This is a genomic window from Azospirillum agricola (assembly GCF_020005195.1).
Classification (GTDB): domain Bacteria; phylum Pseudomonadota; class Alphaproteobacteria; order Azospirillales; family Azospirillaceae; genus Azospirillum; species Azospirillum agricola.
Genome location: NZ_JAIFZR010000002.1, coordinates 511,361 through 537,050 on the forward strand (window position 1 = coordinate 511,361; position 25,690 = coordinate 537,050).

24 protein-coding genes are annotated in these 25,690 nt (G+C 72.6%); 16 read left to right on the forward strand and 8 right to left on the reverse strand.

Features of this window, described 5'->3' with window-relative positions:
• Positions 1-81: 81 nt before the first annotated feature.
• The 3 genes from ggt to JN22_RS05165 all read right to left on the reverse strand — a co-directional run bounded on the left by ggt (position 82) and on the right by JN22_RS05165 (position 5,240).
• Positions 82-1,911 carry a gamma-glutamyltransferase gene (ggt, locus tag JN22_RS05155; protein ID WP_223677579.1) on the reverse strand — a complete coding sequence of 610 codons (1,830 nt, stop codon included), beginning with the start codon at positions 1,909-1,911 and terminating at the stop codon, positions 82-84.
• A gap of 173 nt (positions 1,912-2,084) precedes the next feature.
• A complete protein-coding gene (locus JN22_RS05160) occupies positions 2,085-3,833 on the reverse strand; it encodes a tetratricopeptide repeat protein (protein ID WP_085552890.1) in 1,749 nt (582 codons plus the stop codon).
• Between the two features lie 564 nt (positions 3,834-4,397).
• Positions 4,398-5,240: an SDR family NAD(P)-dependent oxidoreductase gene (locus JN22_RS05165; protein ID WP_085552891.1), complete on the reverse strand. Its 843-nt coding sequence runs from the start codon at positions 5,238-5,240 to the stop codon at positions 4,398-4,400.
• 123 nt (positions 5,241-5,363) lie between these two features.
• On the opposite strand from JN22_RS05165, the gene JN22_RS05170 reads away from it, so the two are divergent.
• Positions 5,364-6,284, forward strand: coding sequence for a LysR family transcriptional regulator (locus JN22_RS05170; RefSeq protein ID WP_223677580.1), 921 nt, complete (start codon positions 5,364-5,366; stop codon positions 6,282-6,284).
• Between the two features lie 30 nt (positions 6,285-6,314).
• Here JN22_RS05170 and JN22_RS05175 read toward each other — a convergent pair whose 3' ends face one another.
• On the reverse strand, positions 6,315-7,520 hold the full coding sequence (locus tag JN22_RS05175) for an MFS transporter (RefSeq protein WP_085552892.1): 1,206 nt from the start codon (positions 7,518-7,520) through the stop codon (positions 6,315-6,317).
• Positions 7,521-7,657: 137 nt separating this feature from the next.
• On the opposite strand from JN22_RS05175, the gene JN22_RS05180 reads away from it, so the two are divergent.
• Entirely contained in the window at positions 7,658-8,434 is a 777-nt protein-coding gene (locus JN22_RS05180) for an AraC family transcriptional regulator (RefSeq protein WP_085552893.1), read from the forward strand.
• On the opposite strand, the gene JN22_RS05185 is transcribed toward JN22_RS05180, so the two are convergent.
• The gene (locus tag JN22_RS05185; protein ID WP_085552894.1) at positions 8,418-9,365 is read right to left on the reverse strand and encodes a LysR family transcriptional regulator; all 948 of its coding nucleotides are present in this window, start codon (positions 9,363-9,365) and stop codon (positions 8,418-8,420) included. The genes JN22_RS05180 and JN22_RS05185 overlap by 17 nt on opposite strands.
• Positions 9,366-9,507: 142 nt before the next feature.
• Here JN22_RS05185 and JN22_RS05190 point away from each other — a divergent pair, with 142 nt between their 5' ends.
• The 14 genes from JN22_RS05190 to fabG all read left to right on the forward strand — a co-directional run bounded on the left by JN22_RS05190 (position 9,508) and on the right by fabG (position 22,766).
• Positions 9,508-10,992: an MFS transporter gene (locus JN22_RS05190; protein WP_085552895.1), complete on the forward strand. Its 1,485-nt coding sequence runs from the start codon at positions 9,508-9,510 to the stop codon at positions 10,990-10,992.
• Between the two features lie 273 nt (positions 10,993-11,265).
• Positions 11,266-11,541 carry a phosphopantetheine-binding protein gene (locus tag JN22_RS05195; RefSeq protein WP_143268151.1) on the forward strand — a complete coding sequence of 92 codons (276 nt, stop codon included), beginning with the start codon at positions 11,266-11,268 and terminating at the stop codon, positions 11,539-11,541.
• Complete coding sequence (locus tag JN22_RS05200) at positions 11,541-12,173, forward strand: COG4648 family protein (RefSeq protein WP_085552897.1); 633 nt, start codon at positions 11,541-11,543, stop codon at positions 12,171-12,173. The genes JN22_RS05195 and JN22_RS05200 overlap by 1 nt, the downstream gene beginning before the upstream one ends.
• Positions 12,174-12,183: 10 nt before the next feature.
• Positions 12,184-13,587 (forward strand): AMP-binding protein, encoded by a 1,404-nt coding sequence (locus JN22_RS05205; protein WP_211099569.1) that lies wholly within the window; start codon positions 12,184-12,186, stop codon positions 13,585-13,587.
• A 15-nt stretch (positions 13,588-13,602) separates the two neighbouring features.
• On the forward strand, positions 13,603-13,914 hold the full coding sequence (locus JN22_RS05210) for a hotdog domain-containing protein (RefSeq protein ID WP_211099570.1): 312 nt from the start codon (positions 13,603-13,605) through the stop codon (positions 13,912-13,914).
• 122 nt (positions 13,915-14,036) lie between these two features.
• A complete protein-coding gene (locus tag JN22_RS05215; RefSeq protein WP_085552898.1) occupies positions 14,037-14,909 on the forward strand; it encodes an LpxL/LpxP family acyltransferase in 873 nt (290 codons plus the stop codon).
• Positions 14,893-15,504 (forward strand): LolA family protein, encoded by a 612-nt coding sequence (locus tag JN22_RS05220; protein ID WP_085552899.1) that lies wholly within the window; start codon positions 14,893-14,895, stop codon positions 15,502-15,504. The genes JN22_RS05215 and JN22_RS05220 overlap by 17 nt, the downstream gene beginning before the upstream one ends.
• The gene (locus tag JN22_RS05225; protein ID WP_085552900.1) at positions 15,501-17,906 is read left to right on the forward strand and encodes an MMPL family transporter; all 2,406 of its coding nucleotides are present in this window, start codon (positions 15,501-15,503) and stop codon (positions 17,904-17,906) included. Before JN22_RS05220 ends, JN22_RS05225 begins: the two co-directional genes overlap by 4 nt.
• On the forward strand, positions 17,899-18,708 hold the full coding sequence (locus JN22_RS05230) for a polysaccharide deacetylase family protein (protein WP_085552901.1): 810 nt from the start codon (positions 17,899-17,901) through the stop codon (positions 18,706-18,708). The genes JN22_RS05225 and JN22_RS05230 overlap by 8 nt, the downstream gene beginning before the upstream one ends.
• On the forward strand, positions 18,701-19,411 hold the full coding sequence (locus tag JN22_RS05235) for a class I SAM-dependent methyltransferase (protein ID WP_085552902.1): 711 nt from the start codon (positions 18,701-18,703) through the stop codon (positions 19,409-19,411). Before JN22_RS05230 ends, JN22_RS05235 begins: the two co-directional genes overlap by 8 nt.
• Before the next feature lie 127 nt (positions 19,412-19,538).
• Positions 19,539-20,732, forward strand: a complete 1,194-nt coding sequence (locus JN22_RS05240; protein WP_179166043.1) for a beta-ketoacyl-[acyl-carrier-protein] synthase family protein — start codon at positions 19,539-19,541, stop codon at positions 20,730-20,732.
• Complete coding sequence (locus tag JN22_RS05245; RefSeq protein ID WP_211099571.1) at positions 20,732-21,538, forward strand: beta-ketoacyl synthase chain length factor; 807 nt, start codon at positions 20,732-20,734, stop codon at positions 21,536-21,538. The genes JN22_RS05240 and JN22_RS05245 overlap by 1 nt, the downstream gene beginning before the upstream one ends.
• Positions 21,535-22,050, forward strand: a complete 516-nt coding sequence (locus tag JN22_RS05250; protein ID WP_211099572.1) for a hotdog family protein — start codon at positions 21,535-21,537, stop codon at positions 22,048-22,050. Before JN22_RS05245 ends, JN22_RS05250 begins: the two co-directional genes overlap by 4 nt.
• Positions 22,047-22,766, forward strand: coding sequence for a 3-oxoacyl-ACP reductase FabG (gene fabG / locus JN22_RS05255; RefSeq protein WP_085552906.1), 720 nt, complete (start codon positions 22,047-22,049; stop codon positions 22,764-22,766). The genes JN22_RS05250 and fabG overlap by 4 nt, the downstream gene beginning before the upstream one ends.
• Here fabG and JN22_RS05260 read toward each other — a convergent pair.
• The 3 genes from JN22_RS05260 to JN22_RS05270 are packed head-to-tail and all read right to left on the reverse strand — an operon-like array spanning position 22,747 to position 25,630.
• Positions 22,747-23,571, reverse strand: coding sequence for a glycosyltransferase family 2 protein (locus JN22_RS05260; RefSeq protein ID WP_223677581.1), 825 nt, complete (start codon positions 23,569-23,571; stop codon positions 22,747-22,749). The genes fabG and JN22_RS05260 overlap by 20 nt on opposite strands.
• A complete protein-coding gene (locus JN22_RS05265; protein ID WP_143268152.1) occupies positions 23,568-24,371 on the reverse strand; it encodes a lysophospholipid acyltransferase family protein in 804 nt (267 codons plus the stop codon). Before JN22_RS05265 ends, JN22_RS05260 begins: the two co-directional genes overlap by 4 nt.
• Entirely contained in the window at positions 24,320-25,630 is a 1,311-nt protein-coding gene (locus JN22_RS05270; RefSeq protein ID WP_085552907.1) for an NAD(P)/FAD-dependent oxidoreductase, read from the reverse strand. The genes JN22_RS05265 and JN22_RS05270 overlap by 52 nt, the downstream gene beginning before the upstream one ends.
• Positions 25,631-25,690 lie beyond the last annotated feature (60 nt).

The following is a 25,690-nucleotide window of genomic DNA, read 5'->3' on the forward strand; positions in this document are numbered from 1 at the left end:
CAACGAAAGGGAGGCCGGGGACCCGTCGGGATCCCCGTCTCCACGCAAGTTCGGGCCGCCCGCCCGGCGAGGGCGACCGGCTCAGTAGCCGGCGGCCGCACCGTCGGGATTGCGCGGGTCGGAATAGCCGTACAGCCCGTCGCCGCGGAGCTGGATGGTCTGGGTGCGGCCCATCGTCGGCTTGACCGCGACCTTGTGCCCCTTCTGCTCCAGGAGGCGGATGGTGTCCGGGCTGAGCCCCTTCTCGACCCGCAGCTCGTCCGGCGTCCATTGGTGGTGGACGCGCGGCACGGCGGCGGCCTCGGCAGGGTTCATGTCGAAATCGATGTGGTCGATGACGGTTTCCAGCGTGGTGGTGATGATGCGGCTGCCGCCCGGACTGCCGGTGATCAGCCAGGGCTTGCCGTCCTTCAGCACGATGGTCGGCGACATCGAACTGAGCGGGCGCTTGTAGGGCTGGATGGCGTTGGCGTCGCCGCCGATCAGTCCGAAGGCGTTGGGCACGCCCGGCTTGGCCGAGAAATCGTCCATCTCGTTGTTCAGCAGGATGCCGGTCCCCTCGGCGACGATGCCGCTGCCGAAGTTCAGGTTCAGCGTGTAGGTGGTGCTGACCACGTTGCCCTGGGAATCGGCGACCGAGAAATGGGTGGTCTGGTCGCTTTCGTAGGGCGCCGGCTTGCCGGGCTTGATGGTGCTGGCCGGGGTCGCCTTGTCGGGATCGATCCGCTTCGCCAGCTCGTCGGCGTAGGCGCGCGAGGTCAGCCCCCTCACCGGCACCTTGGTGAAGTCGGGGTCGCCGAGATATTCGGAGCGGTCGGCGTAGGCCAGCTTCATCGCCTCCGCCATCAGGTGGATGCCCTGGGCGCTGCCGGCGCCGAGATCCTTCAGCGGGTAGCGCTCCAGCATGTTGAGGATCTGGACGATGTGCGTGCCGCCGGAGCTGGGCGGCGGCATCGACTTCACGGTGTAGCCCCGGTAGGTGCCGGCGACCGGCTCGCGTTCCACCACCTTGTAGGCCTTCAGATCCTCGGCGGTGACGAGGCCGCCGTGCCTGGACATCTCCGCCGCGATCCTCTCCGCGATGGGGCCCTCGTAGAAGGCCTTCGGCCCGTCCTTGGCGATCAGCTCCAGCGAGGCGGCGAGATCGGCCTGGACCAGCGTCTCGCCGGCGCGCAGCGGCCGCTCGTCCTTGAAGAAGACGGCGCGGGTGGCGCCCCACTTCGCCAGATGGTCGCGCTCGACCTCCAGCAGCCCGGCGAGCTGCGGGGTGACGGCGTAGCCCTCGCGCGCCAGCTTGATCGCCGGGGCGATGACATCGGCCAGCGCCAGCGTGCCGTATTTCGCCTGGGCGTGGGCGAGACCGGCCACCGTGCCGGGAATGCCGACCGCCAGATGGGTGTAGAGCGAGCGGTCGGGCACGACCTTGCCCTGCCCGTCGAGGTACATGTCGCGCGAGGCCTTGGCCGGCGCCATCTCGCGGAAGTCGATGGCGACGTCCTTGCCCGACTTGGCGTCGTGCACGATCATGAAGCCGCCGCCGCCGACGTTGCCGGCGTTGGGCAGCACCACCGCCAGCGCGAAGCCGACCGCCACGGCGGCGTCCACCGCGTTGCCGCCGCGCTGGAGGATGGCGACGCCGATCTCGGTCGCCAGACGGTGCTCCGACGCAACCATCCCGTTCTGCGCGCGGACGGGATAGAAGATGTCGTAGCCGATGTCGTAGCGGACCGACGGCTGAGGAGCGGCCTGGGGAGTCGCCGCCTGGGGCATGGCCGTTTGGGGCATCGCCGTTTGGGGCGCCAGCTGGGCGAGGGCCGGTGCGGCCAGCCCGACACCGAGCGCCATCACGGAGGCGAAAGCCGCGGTCGACAGCCGAACCCGGAGGGTGGGTCGGGCGGTGGGGAAGGTCATGCCGGGGATCTCCTGAACGGAACGGAAAACGGACCGACGGTGCCGGGCGCCCAGAATGGCACGTCCGGCATTGCTGGTCTGCCCAATAATTGGACATCGCTGTGAACGGCGTTGGTTTCCCGTATGAACGACCCGTGCGGGATTGTGAACGCGCGGTCATCCCCCCGGCGGCGCTACTTCTCGCCGATGAAGGTGCAGTGGGCGAAGGTCTGGAAATCGTGCCAGCGGATGCGCAGCGGCGGATCCGCGTGGCGGAACCGGTGGTGGGCCGCCAGATGGGCCGTCTGATCCAGCATCCACCGGGGCTCGGCGTCCAGAAGGAAGTGCCCGATGTAGGCGGCCACCGTCTCCAGGAAGCGGCGGGCCGGAGGCGTGTCGTTGTAACAGACGAAGCCGGCGAGGATTTCGCGGAACGGCCCGCGCCGCCGCCCGTCGAGCAGGAGGCCGACGTCCTGCCCCACCATCTCCTCCGCCAGCCGGCGAAGGTCGCTGCGCACTTCCGCGTCCAGATCGAGCACGATGACCGGGCGGTTCAGCCGGCGGTGCCATTGGAAGGCGCGGACGAAGCGGGCGCAGGCGAAGTAGGTGCTCCGCCGGTGCGGCGACCATCCGGAAAGGTTCGGCCACTCGCAGGAAACACCGAAATTCAAGGGGTACTGCCGGCGCCACTCCGCGACGAGATCGAGCGTCGCCGCCGACGGCGCCACCAGATTCAGCACCACCGAAACGCCCGGACTGTGATCGGCGATGGATTGCAGCAGTTTCGGGCCGAAACGCCGGGCGTAGATCTCGTCGCCGCTCAGCAGGATCACCGGCCCCGTGGCGCCAGTCTTGCCGCCGGTCCCGTCCACCAGCGTTTCCAGCGCCGGCAGGCGGGCGAGAACGGTCTCGACCGGCGGCAGCCGTTCCAGGAACCCATCGTCCGCGCGCAGCATGGACCAGTAGCCAAGCTCCGGGTCCGCCTCGATCTCCGCTGCCGTGAAACGCGATGCGAACCGCGTTTGCAGACGCGAGGCCAAGCCCAGCCGGCCCCGGCGGCAGACATGGTACCCCACCAGCGCCGCGCACAGGACATCCTTGGGCGCGACGCGCAATTGCCGCCACGCCGCCCGCGTCACACGCTCCAGACGGCTGTCGTCGAGCTTGCCCAGTTGCAACAGGTCGAGGGCCAGCGCGCGCCAGAGGCGGCCCGTGCCGCTCTCGTCCGGATGGATGGCCTGAACCGCGCGCAGATGGTCGAACGCCGCCAACGCGGCGTCCAGGTCGAAGTCACGGGCCTTGCTGGAGCACCAGCCGATCAGCCCGCTGCGCGGCAGCAGCGTCCGGGCTAGGCTCTCGTGCGCGCGGATCGACGCCGGTTCCAGCATGATCCGCCGCCGCGCCGCCGCCTCGAACCGGCCGGCGTTCTTCTCCCACAGGACGTCCAGGTTGTTGCGCGCCTGCTTGTGGTCGGGGGTGACGGCAAGGACGCGCTCGTACCAGGCCTCCGCGTCGAGCGGCCGCCCCGCCCCGTCGGGCGGCGCCGGCCCCATCAGGTTGGCGAGGTTGAAGGCCGCAGCACCATGGGCGGGGGCGAGCGCGAGCGCCCGGCGGTAGGCGTTCCCGGCGGCCATCGCCCGCCCGGCCGCGCGCAGCATGCCTCCGAAATTGGCCCAATGGTCGGGAACCGACGGCTGGGCATCGATCACCCGTCGGAAGACATCGACCGCCTCGGCCGGGCGCCGCCGCTGCATGAGGAGCAGGCCGAGCATCTGCAACGCCTGGACGTGGTCCGGCTGCCCCTCCAGGAACGCGCGGTATCCGGCCTCCGCCCCGTCCAGATCGCCCTGCTGGTGGGCCCGTATGATGGTCCTGATGTCGATGGTCACCGCCGAACGCCGCTCCCCGCCGTCTGTGATCGGCACCGGCCGGTGCCGCACCATCGCTGGTTTCAGCCTTGTCCATACGACACCTGAATCCGGAACGCCAGCGGACGCGCAGCCGCAGGGACCACGCCGGAATTGGGGGATCCCCCCTCTTCAGGCGCGCCTTCGAATTGGACTTGCGCCCCGAAGCACGTCTCCGTGCCCCAGCATACAGGTTCGCTGCCTCAACGGTGCTTCCATCATGCCCTTGCCCGCCGCCGGAAGGGTGGGACGTTCAGGCGAAGCCTTCCGCCTCGGTCCATTCGTCCCCCGTCAGTTCGGGCGTCTCGAAGCCCGGCAGTTGCTCCCAATGCCGGTCGTAGTCCTCGATGAAGAGGGCGGTGGCGAGACGGTCGGCCAGCCGCTCGGCCCCGGCGCTGATGCCGGGGATGTCGCCCGTCGCCTTGCCCGTGGCTCAGCACCGCCACAAAGTTGAAGGCGTGGACGCGGCCGCGCCACGGCGCCGTGCCGGGCACCCACTCCCGGAACGCGAAATCCGGGCCGAGATAGGGATGTTCCGCCGACACCCGACGGGACGGCATGCCCGCCCCGCTGCGCGGCGGGATGCCGTCCCGTGCCCCCTTACGCCGGCTCGACGAAATCGGTGCCGCGCGTCCACTCCTCCCAGGCGGCCATCTCCCCCATCACGCTGTCGAGCTTGGCGCGGGTCCGCGCCAGGGCGTCCGTGCCGAGCAGCAGATGCAGCGGCGGATTCTCCGAACGGACCAGCGCCAGGATGGCCTGCGCGGCGCGGTCGGGGTCGCCGAGCTGGCGGCCGGCCATGGCGTCGAAGGCCGCCGAGCTGCGCCCGACGCTGGCGGCGTAGGCCGGGTCCGCCGCGCCGCTCTTGCGGATCGAGTGGGCCGACAGGAAATCGGTGCGGAAGGCGCCCGGCGCCACCGCCGTCACCTTGATCCCCAGCGGGCCGGCCTCCTGCGCGAGGCTCGCCGACAACCCTTCCAGCGCGTGCTTCGCCGCCGCGTAAAGGCCGGCGCCGGGCCCCGGCGCCCGGCCGGCAACCGAGGTGATGTTGACGATGTGGCCGGCTCCCTGCGCCCGCAGGTGCGGCAGCGCCGCCCGGATGATGCGGAAGGGGGCGAAAACATCGACCGCGAACAGGCGCGCGACCTCCGCGTCGCTCGCCTGCTCGACCGACCCCAGCAGGCCGTAACCGGCGTTGTTGACGATCACGTCGATGCGGCCGGCCAGCGCGAAGGCCCGGCCGACCGCCGCCTCCGCCGCGTCGCCGTCGGCGACGTCGAGCGTCAGGACGTGCAGCGCCCCGCGATCGGCCGGCAGCCGGGGCGAGAGATCGGGGGTGCCGTCGCGGACCGTCCCGACGACCGTGTCGCCCTGCGCCAGCGCCGCCCTGGCCAGGGCCAGCCCCAGCCCGCGCGAAATCCCCGTGATGAACCATGTGGTCATGCGATGTCTCCTTGTCGTCGCCGCACAGGGGATACACCCGGCGATGCCGGTTCAGAATGGAGCCGTTTCTGACAGCGCTTGTAAGCTGGACTGAAAAATCGTTTGCTGTCGCGCATGGAACCCTTGAGGAAGCCCCTGCTGTCGGGCAGCGACTACAACCAGCTCCGCGCCTTCGTGGCGGTCGGCGAGACGCTGAGCTTCAGCCGGGCCGCCGACCGGCTCGGTGTCTCCCCCTCCGCCCTCAGCCAGCTCGTGCGCGGCTTCGAGGAGCTGGTCGGGGTGCGGCTGCTCAACCGCACCACGCGCAGCGTCGCCCTGACGGAGGCCGGCGAGAACCTGTACCGCCGGGTGCGCCCCGCCGTGTCGGAACTCGGCGACGCCATCGGCCAGATCCGCCAGCACCGCGAGCGGCCGGCGGGGACCGTGCGCGTCCACAGTTTCCGTGCCGCCGCCAGGACCTACATCGAGCCGATGCTGCCGGCCTTCGCGCGGGACTACCCGGACGTCGTGCTCGACGTCACGCTGGATGACACGGTGGTCGATCTGGTGGCCGGCGGTTTCGACGCCGCCATCCGCATCGGCGAGGTGATCGAGCGCGATCTGGTCGCCCTGCGGCTCGGGCCGGAGCTGCGGCAGGTCGCGGTGGCGTCACCCGGCTATCTGGCGCGTCACGGGCGCCCGGACCACCCGCGCGATCTGGTGCGCCACCGCTGCATCCGCTGGCGCTGGCCCGGCCACGCGACGCCCTACGCCTGGGAGTTCTGCGAGAACGGATCCTGGTTCGAGGTCGCGGTCGACGGACCGCTGATCCTCAACGACAAGGACATGGCGCTGCGCGCCGCCCTGGAGGGGATCGGCATCGCCTTCGCCGTCGAGGACACGGTGGTGGCGCACATCGCGGAGGGGCGGCTGGTGCCGCTGCTCGACGCCTGGTCCGGGCCGTTTCCGGGGCGTTTCCTGTGCTATCCCCAACAACGGCAGATGGCACCGGCCCTGCGCGCCTTCATCGACGCCATCCGCGCCGGGGTGTCGCCCGGCCGCTGAGCGGCCGGCCCGGCGCGGCGCGCGTCCGGATCACCGGCGCGCCCGGCCCCCGAGGTTCGGCAGGAACACCGTGAGCAGGCCGAGCAGCGGCAGGTAGGAGCAGACCGTGTAGACGAAGTCGATGCCCGTCCGGTCGGCCAGCAGGCCGAGCCCGGCGGCGCCGATCCCGGCCACGCCGAAGGCCAGCCCGAAGAACAGGCCCGACACCGTGCCGACCCGGCCGGGCATCAGCTCCTGCGCGTAGACCACGATCGCCGGGAAGGCCGAGGCCAGCGCCAGCCCGATGATCGCGCTGAGCGCCACCGTCGCCGTCAGCCCGACATAGGGCAGGGCCAGCGTGAAGGGCAGGATGCCGAGGATCGAGACCCAGATGACGGTCTTGCGGCCGATGCGGTCGCCGACCGGGCCGCCGATCACCGTGCCGGTGGCGACCGCCGCCAGGAAGACGAACAGGCAGAGCTGCGCCGTCTCCGTCGGCAACTGGAAGCGCTCCATCAGGTAGAAGGTGTAGTAGCTGGTGATGCTCGCCAGATAGACGTACTTCGACACGATCAGCGCGACCAGCACCGCCATCGCCTGCCAGACCTGCCCGGCGGTCAGGTCGGCGTGGCGCACCGGCGCCCCGCGCTTCACCGGGCGGGCGTGGCCGTTGCTCTGGTACCAGCGCCCCAGCCCGGTGAGGATGGCGATGCCGCCCAGCGCCACCAGCGCGAACCAGGCGAGGCTGGCCTGCCCGTGCGGCAGGATGACGAAGGCGGCCAGCAGCGGCCCGAGCGCCGAGCCGAAGTTGCCGCCGACCTGGAACAGCGATTGCGCCAGCCCATGCGCGCCGCCCGACGCCAGCCGCGCGATGCGCGAGGCTTCCGGATGGAAGATCGAGGAACCGAGGCCCAGCAGCATCCCCCCGGCGACCAGCGCCGGGTAGTTGGGCGCGAAGGCCAGGATGACGAGGCCGACCAGCGAGGCGCCCATGCCGATGGCGAGCGAATAGGCCATCGGCCGCCGGTCGGTGAACAGCCCGACCAGCGGCTGAAGCAGCGACGCGGTGATCTGGTAGGTCAGGGTCAGCAGCCCGACCTGCGCGAAGCTGAGCGTGAACTCGTCCTTCAGGATGGGGTAGATCGCCGGAAGAAGCGACTGGATCAGGTCGTTCAGCAGATGGCACAGGCTGACGGCCGCCAGGATGGAAAAGGCCGTCGCTCCGGCCTTCGGCCGGCTCAGGATCGTCTCGGACACGGGAAATGGGCCTTTCTTGTCCCCGCCGGACGGATCGCCCGGCGGGGCGCGGTGTTGCGCGGAACGCACCCGTGAGCCTAGGGTCGTCGCGCAGGGCCCGCCACCGCGCTCAGGCCTATTTCCTACGAGAGTGGGCCATGGTCCGCAATGTTCGCATCGAGGCGGTCGACGCCGTTCCCCGTCCGCTGATCGCGATGGGCCACGATTACCCGGACGGCCACGCGCTGCCCGCCCACTGGCACCGGCGCGGCCAGTTGATCTCCGGCGCCACCGGCGTGCTGGTGCTGGCGACGCCGCAGGGCACCTGGGTGATGCCGCCGCAATGCGGGCTGTGGATTCCGCCGGGCGTCGTCCACGAGGTGCGGATGATCGGCGCCGTCACCACCCAGAGCCTGTTTCTGGACCCCGATCTGGCCGGCGGCATGCCCGGCCATTGCGAGGTCGTCGGCCTGTCCCCCTTCGTCCGCAGCCTGATCGCCAAGGCCATGGACGTCCCGGTCGAGTACGACCCGGACAGCCACGCCGGCGCGCTGATGGCGCTGCTCCGGCACGAGATGCGGCAATTGCCGGTGCAGCCGCTCTCGCTGCCCTTCCCGGCGAACGGGGCGCTGGCCGCGCGCTGCCGCCGGTTCCTGCTGAAACCGACGGTGCACGCGACCATCGAGGACTGGAGCGGACCGCTCGGCGTCAGCCGCCGCGCCTTCACGCGGCTGTTCCGGCAGGAAACCGGCCTCAGCTTCGTCGAATGGCGCCAGCAGGCCTGCCTCGTCACCGCCCTGCCCCGGCTGGTGGCCGGCGAGCCGGTCACCACCGTCGCGCTCGACCTCGGCTACGACAACCCGGCCGCCTTCACCACCATGTTCAAGCGTGTCCTCGGCGCCTCCCCGCGCGCCTATCTCAAGCGGTATGGCTGACGCTGGCGGTCTGGCTGGCGGCGGTCTGGCTGGCGGTGGTCTGGCCGGCGCACACCTCCCGCACGCAGCCGCGCAGCCAGCGGTGCGCCGGGTCGGCGTCGAGCCGCGGATGCCACAGCAGCGACACCGTGAGTTCCGGCGTGGCGACCGGCAGGGGAAAGCCGAACAGGTCGGCGCGCAGCGCGGCGGTGTGCCGCTCGGGAACGCTGGCGATCAGGTCGGAGGCGCGGGCCAGCGCCAGCGCGGTCGAGAAGCCGCCGACGATCGTCGCGATCTGGCGCTCCAGCCCGAAGGGTTTCAGGGCGTCGTCGATCCCTCCCCGGTCGAGGCCGCGCCGCGACACGGCGATGTGGCGGCCGGCGGCGTAGCGGGCGGGGGTGATCTCGTCCCGGCTCAGCGGGTGCCCCAACCGCACGACGCCGATGAAGCGGTCGCGGAACAGGGCCTGCGCGCGCAGCTCCGGCCCCGTCGTCGTCCCCACCACGCCGGTTTCCAGATCCACCGCCCCCTCGCGGAGCGGCGCCGTGTCTTTGTCCGGCTTCTGGGCGAAGCACAGCCGCACGCCGGGCGCCTCGGCCCCGACACGGGCGATGAGGCCGGGGCCGAAGGTCTCCACGAAGCCCTCGCTGCTCCGCAGCGTGAAGGTCCGCACCAGCCGCCCGAGGTCGAGCGCCTCGGCCGGGCGGAGGACCGCCTCGCCGTCCTGCACGAGCTGGCGCACCCGGTCGCGGAGTTCCAGCGCGCGGGGCGTCGGCACCAGACCGCGCCCGGCCCGGACCAGCAACGGATCGCCCGTCGTCTCCCGCAGGCGGGCCAGCGCCCGGCTCATCGCGGATGGGCTGAGCCGCAGCCGTTGCGCCGCGCGCGCCACGCTGCCTTCCGCGAGCAGCGCGTCGAGGGTGATCAGCAAGTTCAGATCGGGGATCGCCATGCCGCGATCATAGCACCCCGGTCCGCCGGTGGCATGGCGTCGGACGCACGGACAAGCTGCAAACGCCGCGCGTTCCGCCATGCCGGACCGGGGCCTAGGATTCCGGCCGCTTCCCTTCGGGGATCGACGGAAAACGGAGGTCATGGTGAAACCAGTCATCGCGGAGCGGGATGGAGCCGCCGCCGGGGACGACGCCGGGGACGACGAACGGGCCGCCTCGGTCCGCTGGGCGCTCGCCGGGCTGTCGCTGTCCGTGCTGTTGCCCTCGCTCGGCATCAGCGTCGCCAACGTCGCCCTGCCGACGCTGGCCGACGCGTTCGGCGCCCCCTTCCACGACGTGCAGTGGATCGTCCTTTCCTATCTGCTCGCCATCACCAGCCTGATCGTCGGCGCCGGGCGGCTCGGCGATCTCGCCGGGCGGCGCCGGCTGCTGCTGGGCGGCATCGCGCTGTTCACGCTGGCCTCGGCCCTGTGCGGCGCGGCGCCGACGCTCTGGCTGCTGGTCGCCGCCAGGGCGGCGCAGGGCGTCGGAGCGGCCGTCATGATGGCGTTGGCCATGGCCCTCGTCGCCGGAACGGTTCCCGCGTCGCGGGTCGGCGGCGCCATGGGGCTGCTCGGCACCATGTCGGCGGTCGGCACCGCCCTCGGCCCGTCGCTCGGCGGCGGGCTGATCGCCGGGTTCGGCTGGCGGGCGATCTTCCTCGCCGGCCTGCCGCTGGGGCTGCTGGCGTTCGCCCTCGCGCGCCGTCACCTGCCCGCCGACCGCCGGGAGGATCGGGACGGAACGGCGGGCGGAACGGCGGGCGGACGGGCGGGCTTCGACGGGCTGGGCACGCTGCTGCTGGCGCTGACGCTCGCCGCCTACGCGCTGGCCATGACGATGGGGCGCGGCGCCTTCGGTCCGCTCACCCTGGCCCTGCTGCTGGCCGCCGCCTGCGGAGCCGGCCTCTTCCTGCGCGTCGAGACGAACGCCGCCTCCCCCCTGATCCGCCCGGCGATGCTCCGCGATCCCGCGCTGGGCCGGGGCCTCGCCGCGAACGCGCTCGTCTCGACGGTGATGATGGCGACGCTGGTGGTCGGGCCGTTCCATCTTTCGCACGCCCTCGGGCTCGACACGGGACCGGCCGGGCTCGCCCTGTCGGCCGGTCCGCTCGCCGCCGCGCTGGCCGGCGTCCCGGCCGGCCGCCTCACCGACCGTTTCGGCGCACGGCGCATGACCGTCGCCGGGCTGGCCGGCATGGCGACCGGAACCGTCCTGCTGTCCGGGCTCCCGGCGGCGTTGGGAGTCACCGGCTACCTCGCTCCCCTCGTCGTCGTCACCGTCGGCTACGCGCTGTTCCAGACCGCCAACAACACCGCCGTCATGACCGGTGTCCGTCCGGACCAGCGGGGTCTCACGTCCGGCCTGCTGAATCTCGCGCGCAATCTCGGGCTGGTCACCGGGGCCTCCGCCATGGGCGCGGTGTTCGCGGCGGCGGCGGGGGATGTCGCGACGGCGGGCGCCGAGGCGGTCGCCGGCGGCACGCGCGCCACCTTCGCGGTGGCCGCCGGCCTGATCGCCGCCGCGCTGGCGGTCACGGTCGCAGGCCGCCGCGCCCGGCCCGGTCAGACGGCGGACGGCGCTTGACCCGTCCCGAAGGGCCGCGCGCCCCGTGGAGAAACCGCCGGCATGACTGTTCGGCGGCGAGGCCGAACCTCATCGGTCTTCAGAGTTACATCGCCATTTCGCAATACAGCGCGGACACTCCGAAATAATGATGGAAACCCCGGAGGCGCGTGGCTATCGTCATGACGGACTTGACGAATCCTCGCGCTCGATCGGGACTTCCTACACCTTGATGGATATATCCAAAGAGGTATGATGGCCGAAGGGTGCGCGCCGCTGCTCTTGCGAGGCCTGATGAGTGACTTGACGACGATGTCCCCCTCGGAACACGGGCTGGCGACCCTGATCGTGGACACCCTCACTCTGGAAACGGAGCCGGACGACATCGACCCGGAGGCGGCGCTCTACGGCGAGGGGCTGGGCCTCGATTCCATCGACATCCTGGAGGTGGCGCTCGCGGTGTCGAAGACCTACGAGGTCAAGCTGCGGGCCGACGACGAGAACAACGCCACGATCTTCGCCTCGCTGCGCACGCTGAACGATCACATCCAACGGCTCAAAGCCGCCTGATGCGGGCGGTGACGGCCTGGGTCGGGGGCTGCGTCGGCCTGTCGCTGGCCGCCGCCTACCCCCTGCTCGTCCACGGCGCGGTCGTCGCCGATCCGGGCACAGGCGCCGCGCTGGCGCTGGCGCTGGTGCAGACCGGCGTCACCGCGCTGGTGGTCGGCCGGCTGTCGCCCCGCCACCGCTGGATCGCCCTGGCCGCCGCCATCCCGCTGATCGCCCTGTCCTGGCATTCCGCGCGCGACGGCCTGCTGGCGGCGACGGGAATCGGCCACGCCGCCATCCACGCCGGGCTTCTGGTGCTGTTCGGCCGCACCCTGGCGCCGGGGCGCGAGCCGCTGATCACCGGCATCGCCCGCCGCGTGCGCGGCCACCTGACGGACGCGATGCTGGTCTACACCCGCCGCGTCACCGTGGCGTGGTGCCTGTTCTTCGCCGGCCAGCTCGCGGTGTCCGCCCTGCTGTTCCTGACCGCCTCCAATACGGTGTGGTCCTTCTTCGTCAACGTGCTCGACCTGCCGCTGGTCGCCCTGATGTTCCTGCTGGAATACGCCTGCCGGCTGCGCCGGTTCCCCAACCTTTCCCACGGATCGATCGCCGACGTCGTCCGCGTCTTCGCGGAGCGGCCCAACCCATGACGGTCACGCCATGACGATTCTGTCCACCACCCGGCTGCCGCTGCTCCGCCACCGCGATCCCGACGCCCTGTTCGCGTGGCGCGACGGGCGGCCGGTGACGGTGCGCGCGTTCCTCGCCGCCGTGCGGGATCTGGCGCGGCGGCTGCCCGACCGGGCCTACGCGCTGAACCTGTGCGCCGACCGGCTCGGCTTCGCCGTCGGCCTCGGCGCGGCGCTGCTGCGCCGGCAGATCAGCCTGCTGCCGCCCAACGACACGCCGGCCATGCTGCATCAACTGGCCGAGGGGTATCCGGGGCTGGTCTGCCTGACCGACGCGGGACGCAGCCACGCCGGCCTGGACTGCGTCGCGGCGCTGCCCCCGGGCGGGCTGGAGCGCGCCGCCGCGACGGTCCCGCCTCTCGACGGGGAGCCGGCCTTCGATGAGCTGGCCTTTCCCGCCGACCAGGTGGCGGCCATCGCCTTCACCTCCGGCTCCACCGGCCGGCCGATGCCGCAGGTGAAGAGCTGGGGCACGCTGGTCCGCAGCGTCCAGGGCGCCGGCGCGGCGCTCGGCATCGAGGCGCTGGGAGCGGCCGGGCTGGTCGGCACCGTGCCGCACCAGCACATGTACGGGCTGGAGTCGGTCGTCCTGCTGGCGCTCCAGCATGGGCTCGTCCTGCATGGCGGACGGCCGCTGTTTCCGGCCGACATCGCCGCCAGCCTCGATTCCGTCGGACCGCGCCGCCTGCTGGTGACCACGCCGGTGCATCTCCAGGCGCTGCTGGCCGACGACACCGCGCTGCCGCCGCTCGACCTGATCCTGTGCGCGACGGCGCCGCTGGCGCCGCAGCTCGCCAGCGCCGCCGAAGCACGCCTGTCGGCCCCGCTGCACGAAATCTACGGCTGTTCGGAAACCGGGCAGCTCGCGGTCCGCCGCACCACGGCCACGGCGGAATGGCGCTGCATCGACGGGCTCCGCCTGCGCCAGGACGAGCAGGGCACCTGGGCGTCGGGCGACTTCCTGGACGGCGAGACGCTGCTGGCCGACGTGATCGCGCTGACGTCCGACACCCGCTTCATCCTGCACGGCCGCTCGGCCGATCAGGTCAACATCGCCGGCAAGCGCAACTCGCTCGCCTGCCTCAACCACCATCTCAACTCGATCGAGGGCGTGCGGGACGGCGTCTTCTTCATGCCGAGCGAGGACGAGCCGAGGGGGAATGGCGGCGGAACCGCCCGGCTGGCCGCCCTGGTGGTGGCGCCGGGGCTGAGCGCCGAAACGCTGACCGCCCGGCTGCGCGAGCGGATCGACCCGATCTTCCTGCCGCGCCCGCTGCGCTTCGTCGACGCCCTGCCGCGCAACCCCACCGGCAAGCTGCCGCGCGAGGCGCTGCTGCGGCTGCTCGCCGACGACACCGCGCCGCCGCGCGGCTAGACCCAGGTGTCCGCCGTGCCGACTCCCCAGACGATCCTCCGGGCGACCGACCTCCGCTTTCCCGCCGACCACCCCACCGCCGCCGGCCATTTCCCCGGCAACCCGGTGATTCCGGGCGCCGTGCTGCTCGACGCCGCCCTGACCGCCATCGCCGGGGCGGAAGGCCGCGACCTCGGCCCCTGCCGGCTGCGGTCGGCCAAGTTCCTGCGCCCCGTGCGGCCCGGCGACCGGCTGCGCATCGAGTGGCAGCCCACCTCCGCCGGGGAGATCGCCTTCACCGGCAGCGTGGAGGGCCGCCCGGTGATGAGCGGCCGCGTCGCGCCGTGACCCGGCCTCTCCGTGAAAAACCGGGGCGTGAAAAACCGGGGCGCGAGAATCCGCCGCCGGACGCCGTCGCGGGCGCCGCCGCAACGCCACGCCCCGGCCGGCTCCGCCGCCGCAAGGAGTGGATGACCCGGCCGGAACGCAGCACGACGGCGGCGATCCGCTTCATCGTCTGGGTGGCGCTGCGCCTCGGCCGGACGGCGGCCCGGCTGCTGCTTCCCCCCATCTGCCTCTACTTCGTCCTCTTCTCGCGCAAGCCGAGGGCCGGGTCGGCGCGCTTCCTCGCCAGGGCGCTGGGCCGGCCGCCGCGCTTCGGCGACCTGTTCCGCCATTACCATGTCTTCGCCGCCTGCCTGCTCGACCGCGTCTTCTTCCTGAACGACCAGACCGCCGCCTTCGACATCCGCGTCCATGGCGAGGACATCGCCATCGAGCTGATGGAACGGGGGGAGGGCTGCCTGCTGCTCGGCGCCCACATGGGCAGCTTCGAGGCGGTCCGCGCGCTCGGCCGCCGCCAGCGCGACCTGCGCGTCAGCCTCGTGATGTACGAGGAGAACGCGCGCAAGATCAATTCGGTGCTGAACGCCATCAACCCGGCGCTGTCGCTGGAGGTGATCGCGCTGGGCCGGCCGGAATCGATGCTGAAGGTGCGCGAAAGCCTCGATCGCGGCCATTTCGTTGGCATGCTCGCCGACCGCACGCTGGACGGCGAGGAGGAGATCCGCCTGCCCTTCCTGGGCGAGCCGGCGGCCTTCGCGCTGGGCCCCTTCCAGCTCGCCGCCATGCTGAGGCGGCCGGTCGTGCTGATGGTCGGACTCTACCAGGGCGGCGGGCGCTACGACGTGCATTTCGAGCGGATCGCCGACTTCTCCGACGTGCCGGCCGCCGAACGGCCCGGCCTCGTGCGCTGGGCCGTCGGGCGCTTCGCCGACCGGCTGGAGCAGCACGCCCTTTCCTCCCCCTACAACTGGTTCAATTTCTATGATTTCTGGAAATAGCCCGGCCCGGCGCCGCGTCGCGGCGGCTGTCGCGGCCCTGCTGGCCGCCGTCCTGCCGCCGGCCGGAGCGGGCGCGGCAGACCGGCCGTGGGGCCTGACGGAGCTGTTCGCCGCCTTCGCGCAGGTCCAGGCCTCCAGCGCCCGCTTCACCGAGACCCGGACGGTCAGCCTGCTCGACACCCCGCTGGAAAGCAGCGGCACCCTGACCTACCGCCGCCCCGACCGGCTGGAGAAGACGACGCTCCAGCCCCAGCGGGAGAGCCTGCGGGTCGAGGGCGACCGGCTGACCCTGACGCGGGCGGACGGGGCGTCGCGCAGCCTGTCGGTGTCGTCCATGCCGGAAATCCAGACCTACGTGGAGAGCATCCGGGCGACGCTGCGCGGCGACGTCCCGACCATGATGCGCTTCTACGACGTCGCGCTGGAGGGCACGCCGGAGGGCTGGCTCATGCGGCTGACGCCGCGCGCGGCCGAGGCCCGCGCCATGGTCGGGCGGATCGAGATCGCCGGCCGGAAGGCCGGGATCGGCCGGGTCGACGTCCATCAGGCCGACGGCGACCGGTCCAGCATGACGATCCTTCCGGATCCGCCGTGACCGTCGCCGCGCGGCGCAAGGCCGGATGGTGGGGGGTGGCGCTGTGGCTGGCCGGGCTGGCCGTCTGCGCCCTGCTGGTGGCGCGGGCGACCGTCACCGCCGACATCTCCGCCTTCCTGCCCCGCTCGCCCTCGGCCGCCCAGCAGGTGCTCGTGGACCAGCTGCGCGACGGCGTCGTCTCGCGCCTCGTGCTGGTGGGGCTGGAGGGGGCCGCGCCGGACAGCCTGACCCGGCTCAGCCGCGCGACGGCGGCCCGGCTGCGCGGCGACCCTCTGATAGCGGCGGTCGAGAACGGCGAGCGGACCGGGCGCGGGGCGGACGCCGCCTATCTCTGGACCAACCGCTACCTGCTCAGCCCGGCCGTCACGCCGGAACGCTTCACCGCCGAGGGGCTGCGCCGGGCGCTGGAGGAGGATCTGCGCCTGCTGCAATCCCCCGCCGGGATGTTCCTGAAACAGGCGCTGCCGAACGACCCGACCGCCGAGATCCTGACCCTGACCGACCGGGTGCTGGGCGAGGCCGGCGGGCCGGCCAGCCGCGACGGGGTGTGGGTGTCGGCGGATGGCGCGCGCGCGCTGCTGCTGGTGCAGACCGCCGCCCCCGGTTTCGACATCGACGCCCAGCAGCGCGCGCTGGCGCTGATCCGCGCCGCCTTCGAGGAAGCCCGCGCCGCCATCGCCAGCGCCAGCGCTGCCGCCGATGGCGCGGCCGATGCCGGTGCCGCCCGGCTGGTGATGACCGGGCCGGGCGTCTTCTCCGTCCAGACCCGCGACCGGATCGAGGCCGACGCGACCCGCTCCTCCATCCTGGCGACGGCGCTGGTGGCGGGGATGCTGCTGCTGGTCTACCGCTCGCTCGGCGCGCTGGCGCTGTCGCTGCTGCCGACGATCAGCGGCACCCTGGCCGGAGTCGCGGCGGTCAGCCTGGGATTCGGCACGGTGCACGGCATCACGCTGGGCTTCGGCGTGACCCTGCTGGGCGAGACCGTCGATTACGCCGTCTACCTCTTCACCCAGACCCTGCCCGGACAGACGGCGCGCGACACCCTGCGGCGGATCTGGCCGACCCTGCTGCTCGGGGTCGCCACCTCGATCGTCGGGTTCGCGACCCTGCTGTTCTCCAGCTTCAGCGGTCTGGCCCAGCTCGGACTCTTCTCCATCACCGGGCTGGCGGTGGCGCTGGCGGTCACCCGCTGGGTGCTGCCCGTCCTGCTGCCGGAGGGCTTCGCGACCCAACGGCCGGCGCGGCTCGCGGCGCTGCTGAACGCCCTGACCGGCGCCGCCCCGCGCCTGCGGATTCCGCTCGCCCTGGCGACCCTGCTGTCGCTCGGCTGGCTGGTCCATCTCGGGCCGGCGGCGTGGTCGGGCGAGCTGTCGAGCCTGAGCCCGGTGGCGGAGGCCGACCAGCGGCTGGACGAGGCGCTGCGCCGCGACCTCGGCGCCCCCGACGTCAGCCATCTGCTGGTCATCGCCGCCCCCACGCCGGACGAGGCGCTCGCCGCCGCCGAGCGGCTGGCGACGCCGCTCGACGCGCTGGTCCGCCAGGGGACGCTGGGTGGTTACGACTCCCCGGCCGTCCACCTGCCGAGCCTCGCCACCCAGCGCGCCCGGCAGGCCGCCCTGCCCGAGCCCGACCGCCTGCGCGACGCCCTCGCCCAGGCGTCGCGGGGGCTGCCTTTCCGGCCGGACGTCTTCGCGCCCTTCCTGGCCGACGTCGCGGCGGCGCGGACCATGCCCCCGCTGACACGCGCGAGCCTGGACGGCACCGGCCTGAAGCTGAAGCTCGACTCGCTGCTGGTTCGCGGCGGCTCCGGCTGGACCGCGATGCTGCCGCTGCGCGGCGTCGCCGACCCGCCGGCGCTGGCCGCCCGGCTGCCCGAGGATCCCTCGGCGCGGGGCGCCGTCCTGCTGAACCTGAAGGAGGAATCCGACCGCCTCTACCGCGGCTACCGGCAGGAGGCGCTGACGCTGGCGCTGCTCGGCGGGCTGACGATCACCGCGCTGCTGGCGGCGGCCCTGCGGTCGCCGCGCTCGCTGGTGGCGGCGGTGCTGCCGCTGGTGGCGGCGGTGGTCATCACCATGGCGCTGCTGACCGCGCTCGGCCAAGCGCTGTCGATCTTCCATCTGGTCGGGCTGCTGCTGGTCGTCGGCGTCGGCTCCAACTATTCGCTGCTGTTCGAGCGGCCGGAGCCGTCACCCCCCCTGCGCGAGCGCACCGTCGTCTCGGTGGTCGTCGCCAACCTGTGCGCCGTCATCGGTTTCGGCACGCTGGCCTTCTCGGGCATCCCGGTGCTGCACGGCATCGGCATGACCGTCGCCATCGGCGCCTTCCTCAGCCTCGCCTTCGCCGCCGTGCTGGGCGGTCCGGCGCCCATGGGCGCGGGGAGGTCCGGCCATGGCTGAGCCCCGGCGCTGGTCGCCGTCGCCGCTGATCCGCGCCTCGGCGGTGCTGCACGCCGCCGCCCTGGCCGGCGTCGCGGTCCAGCCCGCCGCGTGGCCGTGGGCACTGGGAGCGCTGGCCGGCAACCACGCGCTGCTCGGCGCCGTCGGCCTGTGGCCGCGCAGCGCGCTGCTCGGCCCCAACCTGCGGCGCCTGCCCGCGCGCAGCGCCCAACTCGGCCAGATCGGCCTGTGCTTCGACGACGGGCCGGACCCGCAGGTAACGCCGGCCGTGCTCGCCCTGCTGGAACGGGCGGGGGCCAGGGCCAGCTTCTTCTGCATCGCCGGGCGGGCGACCGACCATCCCGGCCTGATCCGCGCCATCGTCGAGGGCGGCCACACGGTGGAGAACCACAGTTGGCACCATTCCCACCGCTTCGCCGCGATGGGCATCGGCGCGTTGCGCCGCGAGGTGGGGGAGGCACAGCGCATCCTGACCACGCTCGCCGGCCGGCCGCCGCGCTTCTTCAAGCCGCCGGCCGGGCTGCGCAACCCCCTGCTCGACCCGGTGCTGGCCGGCCTCGGGCTGCGGCTGGCGACCTGGACCCGGCGCGGCTACGACGCCGTGCGCCGCGACCCGGAGGGGGTGGAGCGGTGGCTCCTGCGCACCCTCGCCGCCGGAGACCTGCTGATGCTGCACGACGGCTCCGCCGCGCGCACGGCGGCTGGCCGGCCGGTGGTGCTGGAGGTTCTGCCCCGCCTGCTCGATGTGTTCGCGGCGCGCGGGCTGGCGGCGGTGTCGCTGGAGGTGGCCGCCGATGACTGACGCCGTCTTCCGGGATCTGGTCGCGGCGGCGGCCCGGCCCTACCGCCCCTGCGGCCGTTATGCCTGGCATTTCGCCAAAGGCAAGCTCGGCGGCGATCCGGTCTTCGGCCACCTGATGCGCCACCCGGTGCTGCCGGCCGGCGGACGGCTGCTCGACCTCGGCTGCGGGCAGGGGGTGCTGATGGCGCTGCTCCGCGCCGCGGCGGAGCGCCACGCGGCGGGAGGCTGGCCGCCCGGCTGGCCGCCGCCGCCGACCGGCCTCGCCTGCCAGGGCGTCGAACTCGCGGCGCGGCGGGTGCGGACGGCGCGGACGGCGCTGGGCGCCGCCAGCGTCCGGCAGGGCGACATCCGCGACGTCCCGCTGCCGGCCAGCGACGCGATCGTCATCCTCGACGTGCTGCTCTATCTGAACCGGGAGGAGCAGGCCGCCGTGCTCGCCCGCTGCGCCGAGGCGCTGGCCCCCGGCGGGATCCTGCTGCTGCGCGAGGCCGACGCGGAGGGCGGTCTGCCCTTCCAGGCGACCCGCTGGGCCGAGCGGCTGGCCTGCGCCGCGCGCGGCCGGCCGCGCCAGCCCCTGACCTACCGCCCCGCGCGGGAATGGGCCGAACTGCTGGCGAAACCGGGCTTCGCCGTGACCGCCCGGCCGATGAGCGAAGGCACACCCTTCGCCAACACCTTGTTCATAGCCCGCAGAGTTTCATAGGCCGTTCAAGCAAAGGCACCGGTCCAATTTGCCCTTTCTCCGCACAAACGCCCGGTGCTAGCATTCCCCCGACAATGGAACCGCAACACCCAGCCCATCCTGTCCAAAAGCAAAAAGACTCCCAGCCGTGCAGACACTTGCCCTAAGCCATATGAGCATCGTCAGCAGCCTCGGCGCCGGGCAGGATGCCACCCTGGATGCTTTGCGCAATGGCCGGGGCGGCCTGAAGCCCTGCCGGTTCGAAACGGCGACGCTGGACACCCACATCGGCGAGGTCGCGGGCGTCGGGGACGTCCGCATGCCGGCCAGGCTGGAGGGCTACGACTGCCGCAACAACCGGCTGGCCGAGCTGGCGCTGCGCCAGGACGGCTTCGAGGCGGCGGTCGCGGCGGCGCGGGCGCGCCACGGGGCGCACCGCATCGGCGTGTTCCTCGGCACCAGCACCTCCGGCATCCATTCCGCCGAGCTGGCCTACCGGGAGCGCGCGCCGGACAGCGGCGCCCTGCCGGCCACCTTCCGCTTCGCGACCACCCACAGCACCGGCTCGCTCGCCGAGTTCGTCCGCCGCCGGCTGGGGCTGGCGGGGCCGGCCTTCGTCGTCTCTTCCGCCTGCGCCACCAGCTCGAAGGTGTTCGCCAACGCCGCGCGGATGATCGCGGCCGGGCTATGCGACGCCGCGGTGGTCGGCGGCGCCGATTCCCTGTGCCTGACGACGCTCTACGGCTTCCATTCGCTGGAGCTGGTCTCCCCCCTCCCCTGCGCCCCCTTCGACCTCCACCGCGGCGGCGTGTCGCTCGGCGAAGGCGCCGGCTTCGCCCTGCTGGAGCGTCCCGGTCCGCGTCCGGCGCCCGGCACGGTCCATCTGCTGGGAACCGGCGAGAGCAGCGACGCCCACCACATGTCGACGCCGCACCCGGAGGGGCTGGGCGCCCGGCTCGCCATGGAGCGGGCGCTCGCCGCCGCCGGGCTGCGGCCGGGCGACATCGACTACGTCAACCTGCACGGCACCGCCACCCCCCACGGCGACGCGGCGGAGGACCGGGCGATCACCGCGCTGTTCGGTACGCGGACCCCGGTCAGCTCGACCAAGGGCTACACCGGCCACACGCTGGGGGCGGCCGGGATCGTCGAGGCGGTGATCAGCGTGCTCGGCCTGCGCGCCGGCCTGGCTCCCGGCAGCCCGCAGACCCGCGACCTCGACCCCGCCCTGCGCAGCCGCTACCTCCAGACCAACGAAAGCGGGCGCATGGACCGGGTGATGACCAACTCCTTCGGGTTCGGCGGCAGCAACAGCAGCCTGATCTTCGGGTGGGCCGCCTGATGCGGGCCTTCATCGAGGGCGTCGGCCTGCTCGGCCCCGGTCTGGCCGGCTGGAAGGAATCGCGCCCCGTGCTGGCCGGCCTCCTGCCCTACCGGCCGGCACCGGCCCCGCTGCCGCCGAGCCCGCTGCTGCCGCCGGCCGAGCGGCGGCGCAGCGTGCCCACCGTGAAGCTCGCCATGGCCGTGGGGGCGGAGGCGATGGCCCAGGCCGACCGCGACCCGGCCGGGGTCGCCACGGTCTTCACCTCCTCCAGCGGCGATCCCGACACCCTTCACCAGATCCTGGAGACGCTGGCGTCGGAGGATCGCGGCATCTCGCCGACGCGCTTCCACAACTCGGTGCACAACGCCCCGGCCGGCTACTGGAGCATCGCCACCCGCTCGCACGCGCCCTCGACCAGCCTGTCCAGCCACGACGAGAGTTTCCAGGCCGGCCTGCTGGAGGCCATGGCCGAGGTCGCCGCCGAGGGCTGGACGGTCGGGCTGATCGCCTACGACCTGCCCTACCCCGAGCCGCTGCACGCCGTCCGTCCGATCGCCGCCCCCTTCGGCATGGCGCTGGTGCTGACGCCGGAGCCGACCGGCCGCTCCTTCGCCCGTCTCGACATCGCCCTGTCCGACGGCGGCGGACCGCCGAGCCGGATGGCGGACGACGCGCTTGAGGCCCTGCGCGCCGGCAACCCGACCGCCCGCGCCCTGCCGCTGCTGGCCGCCCTGGCGCGCGTGCCAGCCCGCGGCGCCGGGGAAACCGTCGTGCTCGACCTGCCGCCCGGCGGCCGGCTGCTGGTGACGGTCGGCGCGCCATGACTTCGACGCGGGACGAGCCGATGCGGGACGGGCTGAATCGGGACGGGTTGGATCGGGAGGCGCTGGCCCGCCTCATCCCGCACGCCGGCGCCATGTGCCTGCTCGACGCCGTTCTGTCCTGGGACCGCGCCCGCATCCGCTGCACCGCCTCCAGCCACCGCGACCCCGGCAACCCGCTGCGCCACGCCGGGCGTCTGGCCGCGCTGTGCGGGGTGGAATACGCCGCCCAGGCGATGGCGGCCCATGGCGGGTTGACCGGGGCGGCGGAGGGCCGCCCGCCGGCCGCCGGCTACCTCGCCAGCCTGCGCGACCTCGCCTGCCACGTCGGGCGGCTCGACGACATCGCGGGCGACCTCGTCGTCGAGGCGGAAAACCTGACCGGGGAGGGCAACCGCGTGATCTACGCCTTCACCATCCACGCCGACGGCGCCGAACTGCTGAGCGGCCGCGCCGCCGTGGTCATCGACGCGGCGCCCGGCAGCGCGCCGGTCAACGGCATGGGCCCGCCGTGAGGCGCGCGCTGGTCACCGGCGGCAGCGGCACGCTGGGCGCCGCCATCGCCAGGGCGCTGGCCGCCGACGGCTGCCATGTGCTGATCCACGCCAACGCCGCCGCCGAGCGCGCCCGGAGTCTGGCCGGGGAGATCGCCGCCGCCGGCGGGTCGGCCGAGGCGGTGGTCTTCGACGTCACCGACGCCGGGGCGACCGCCGCCGCGCTGGAATCGCTGCTGGAGACCGGCCCCATCCAGATCCTGGTCAACAACGCCGGGATCCACGACGACGCGGTGATGCCCGGCATGCGGCGCGAGCAATGGAGCCGCGTCATCGACGTCTCGCTGAACGGCTTCTTCAACGTGACTCAACCGCTGCTGATGCCGATGATCGGCACCCGCTGGGGCCGGATCGTCAGCCTGTCCTCGGTCGCGGCGATCGCCGGCAACCGTGGCCAGACCAACTACGCCGCCGCCAAGGCCGGGCTGCACGGCGCCACCAAGTCGCTGGCGCTGGAACTGGCGCCGCGCGGCATCACCGTCAACGCGGTGGCGCCGGGGATCATCGCCTCGCCGATGGCCGACGGTGCCTTCGACGCCGACGCGGTCAAGAAGCTGGTGCCGATGAAGCGCGCCGGACGGCCGGAGGAGGTGGCCGACCTCGTCGCCTTCCTGACGTCGGAGCGGGCCGCCTACATCTCCGGACAGGTGATCGCCATCAACGGGGGGATGATCTGAGCCGGGCCGACGGATCCCGCAGCGAGCGGATCCGCCGGTGCGCCAGCAGCGGCAGCCGGACGAGGAAGCCCAGCATCAGCCGCGTGTGCATCCAGGTCAGCAGCGCGTTGTCCCGCCAGTAGTTGAAGTGGGAGACGCCGCCCTCCTCCGGCTTGAAGTAGCGCACCGGGGCCGGCACGTTGATCGTCGGCACGCCGCGCCAGCACAGCCGCACGGCGGCCTCCGGGTCGAAGTCGAAACGGCGCATCCACGGATTGCGCTCCATCACCGCCCGCAGGGGCGCGATCGGGTAGACGCGGAAGCCGAACAGCGAATCGCCGATCCCGCCCCACAGCGTCTCCAGGTTGGCCCACCAGTTCGAGATCCGGCGCCCGCCGACCCGCAGACGCGGCGCCGTGGCGTCGAACACCGGCCGGCCAAGCACCAGCGCGCCGGGGTTGGCCTGCGACACCCCCTGGAACTGCGGGATGCGGTCGGCCGGGTGCTGGCCGTCGGCGTCCATGGTCAGGGCGTGGGTGAAGCCGCAACGCTCCGCCTCGACCAGCCCGTGCAGCACGGCGGCGCCCTTGCCACGGTTGGCCGGCAGCACCAGCACGCGCAGGTGCGGATCCCCGGCGGCCATGCCGGCCAGCTCCGCGCCGCTGCCGTCGGTGCTGCCGTCGACCACCACCCAGACCGGCGCCCAGTGGCGGCGCGCGGCGCGCACCGTCTCGGCCAGCTTCGGCCCGGTGTTGTAGCTGGGAATCAGGACGAGGTGGCTCGTGGAGACGTCGGGAATGGCGGCAGCGATGGGAGTGGCGTTCACAATTGCGACCTGTAATAGCCATCGAGATCGTCGACGAGGCGGCGGACGTCGGTCGGCGGCTCGAAGCGCCGGCCGAGCCGGACCGTGTAGACCAGCGGGAACTCCGGCTTGCGGAACAGCGGCCAGCCCTTGCCGAGGAAACGGGTGTTGGTTTCGATGAGAACGGTCTGCACCGGCGCGCCGGCCGTCTTGGCGATCAGCGCGAATCCGCCCTTCAGCGCACCGACCGGCGGGCGGGCGGTGCGGGTGCCCTCGGGGAAGATCAGGAGCTGCCGGCCGGCCCGCACCTCCCGCGCCGCCAGCTTGACCAGCGAGGCCGGCGAATCGTTGCGGATGTAGCCGGCCATGCGGGCGCCGCCGCCCAGGCACAGGTTGTCGTAGACCTTCGCCTTGGCGATGCAGGACAGGTTGGGCAGGCGGGAGATCAGCAGCACCGCGTCGAGCAGCGAGGGGTGGTTGGGGCACAGCACCAGCCCCTCGTCCCCCTTCAGGGCGTCGAGCGCCGACAGGTCGGTCTTCAGGATGCCGCAGGCCCGCAGGACGCCGAGGTAGCCACGGAAGCCTGAGCGGATCGCGAAGCGGCCGAGCGGCCGGGCGATCCGGCGCGGCAGCAGCGGGTCGAGCAGCGCCGCCGTCAGGCTCCAGGCCAGCGACATGAGGCCGAACAGGAGCAGCAGCAGGTAGAACAGCGGGTATTCCCAGCCCCGCCGCACCGCCCCGGCAAGGCCGGCGAAGCCGCCGGCAAGGGTCAGACCACCTCGCCCACGGGGGCGCGGACGTTCTGTCGCCGTTTCCGCCATGCCACGTAATTCCTTCTGAAGTCGAGCAGGGCGTTCGCGTAGTAGATCGCCTTGAAGATCCGCAGCCGCGCCCGGATCGGCGACGGGCGGAAGACGTCGCCGGCCAGCAGGGACAGCAGCGCCTCCTCCACCCGCAGGACGTTGCGCGGCCCCATGAACAGGTTGCGCAGGGCCGGCGTCGTCACCCGGTAGATGTACCAGGAGAAGGTGCCGATTCCCCGCCGTACCGAGCTTTCGAACCGCTTCAGCACCCGCTGCTGGCGCGCCGGCTCGCGCAGGCAGGCGTCGACCGCCTCGGCGCCCTCGAAGGCGCTGTTCATCGCCAGATAGACGCCGGTCGAGAAGACCGGGTCGATGAAGGCGAAGGCGTCGCCCAGCATCACGTAGCCCGGCCCGGCCATGCGGTCGGACTGGTAGGAGAAGTTGCCGGTCCCCGTCACCGGCCCGGTCAGCTCCGCCCCCTCCAGCCGCTCCGCCAGCGCCGGGCACAGCGCGACGGTGTCGAGGAAGAAGCGGGTCTGGTCCGTCTTGCGCGTCTTGAAGTAATAGGGCCAGCAGACCGCGCCGACGCTGGTGGTGCCGTCGGCGAGCGGGATGAACCAGAACCAGCCATGGTCGAACCAGAAGACGGTGATGTTGCCTTCCGCCTTGCCGGGCAGCCGACGGGCGCCGGTGAAATGGCCGAACATCGCGGCGCTGTTGTGCTTGGCGTTGCGCCGCTTGATGCCGAAGCGCGAGGCCAGCAGCGTGTCGCGGCCGGACGCATCGACCAGGAAGCGCGCGCGCACCGTCCGCGTGGTGCCGTCCTCCTGCCGGGCGGTGGCGACGCTTCCGCCCTCCCCGACCTCGACGTCCGTCACCTTGCAGCCTTCGACGACGGTGGCGCCCTTGGCGGCGGCGTTGCGGATCAGGATGTGGTCGAACTCCGAGCGGCGGACCTGATAGGCGTAGGGGCGGCTCTTGTCCCAGGCGTTGGCGAAGTCGAAGGTGACGGCCTTGCCGTGGTAGGGCGAGACGAACTCGGCCCCGTATTTCAGCATGCCGATCCGCTCGACCTCCTCCAGCACGCCGAGCCGCTGGAGCAGCGGCAGATTGCAGGGCAACAGGGATTCGCCGATGTGGAAGCGCGGGTGGCGGTCCTTTTCCAGCAGGACCACGCGGTGGCCCTTCTCCGCCAGCAGCGCCGCGGCCGTCGAGCCGGCGGGACCTCCGCCCACCACCAGAACGTCGCAGTCGCAATCCGAACCGTTCGACAGCATGCGCGTTGCCGCTCTCTTCAGTGTTCGACCAGAAGTCACCGAATCCCTTCTATCAAAACA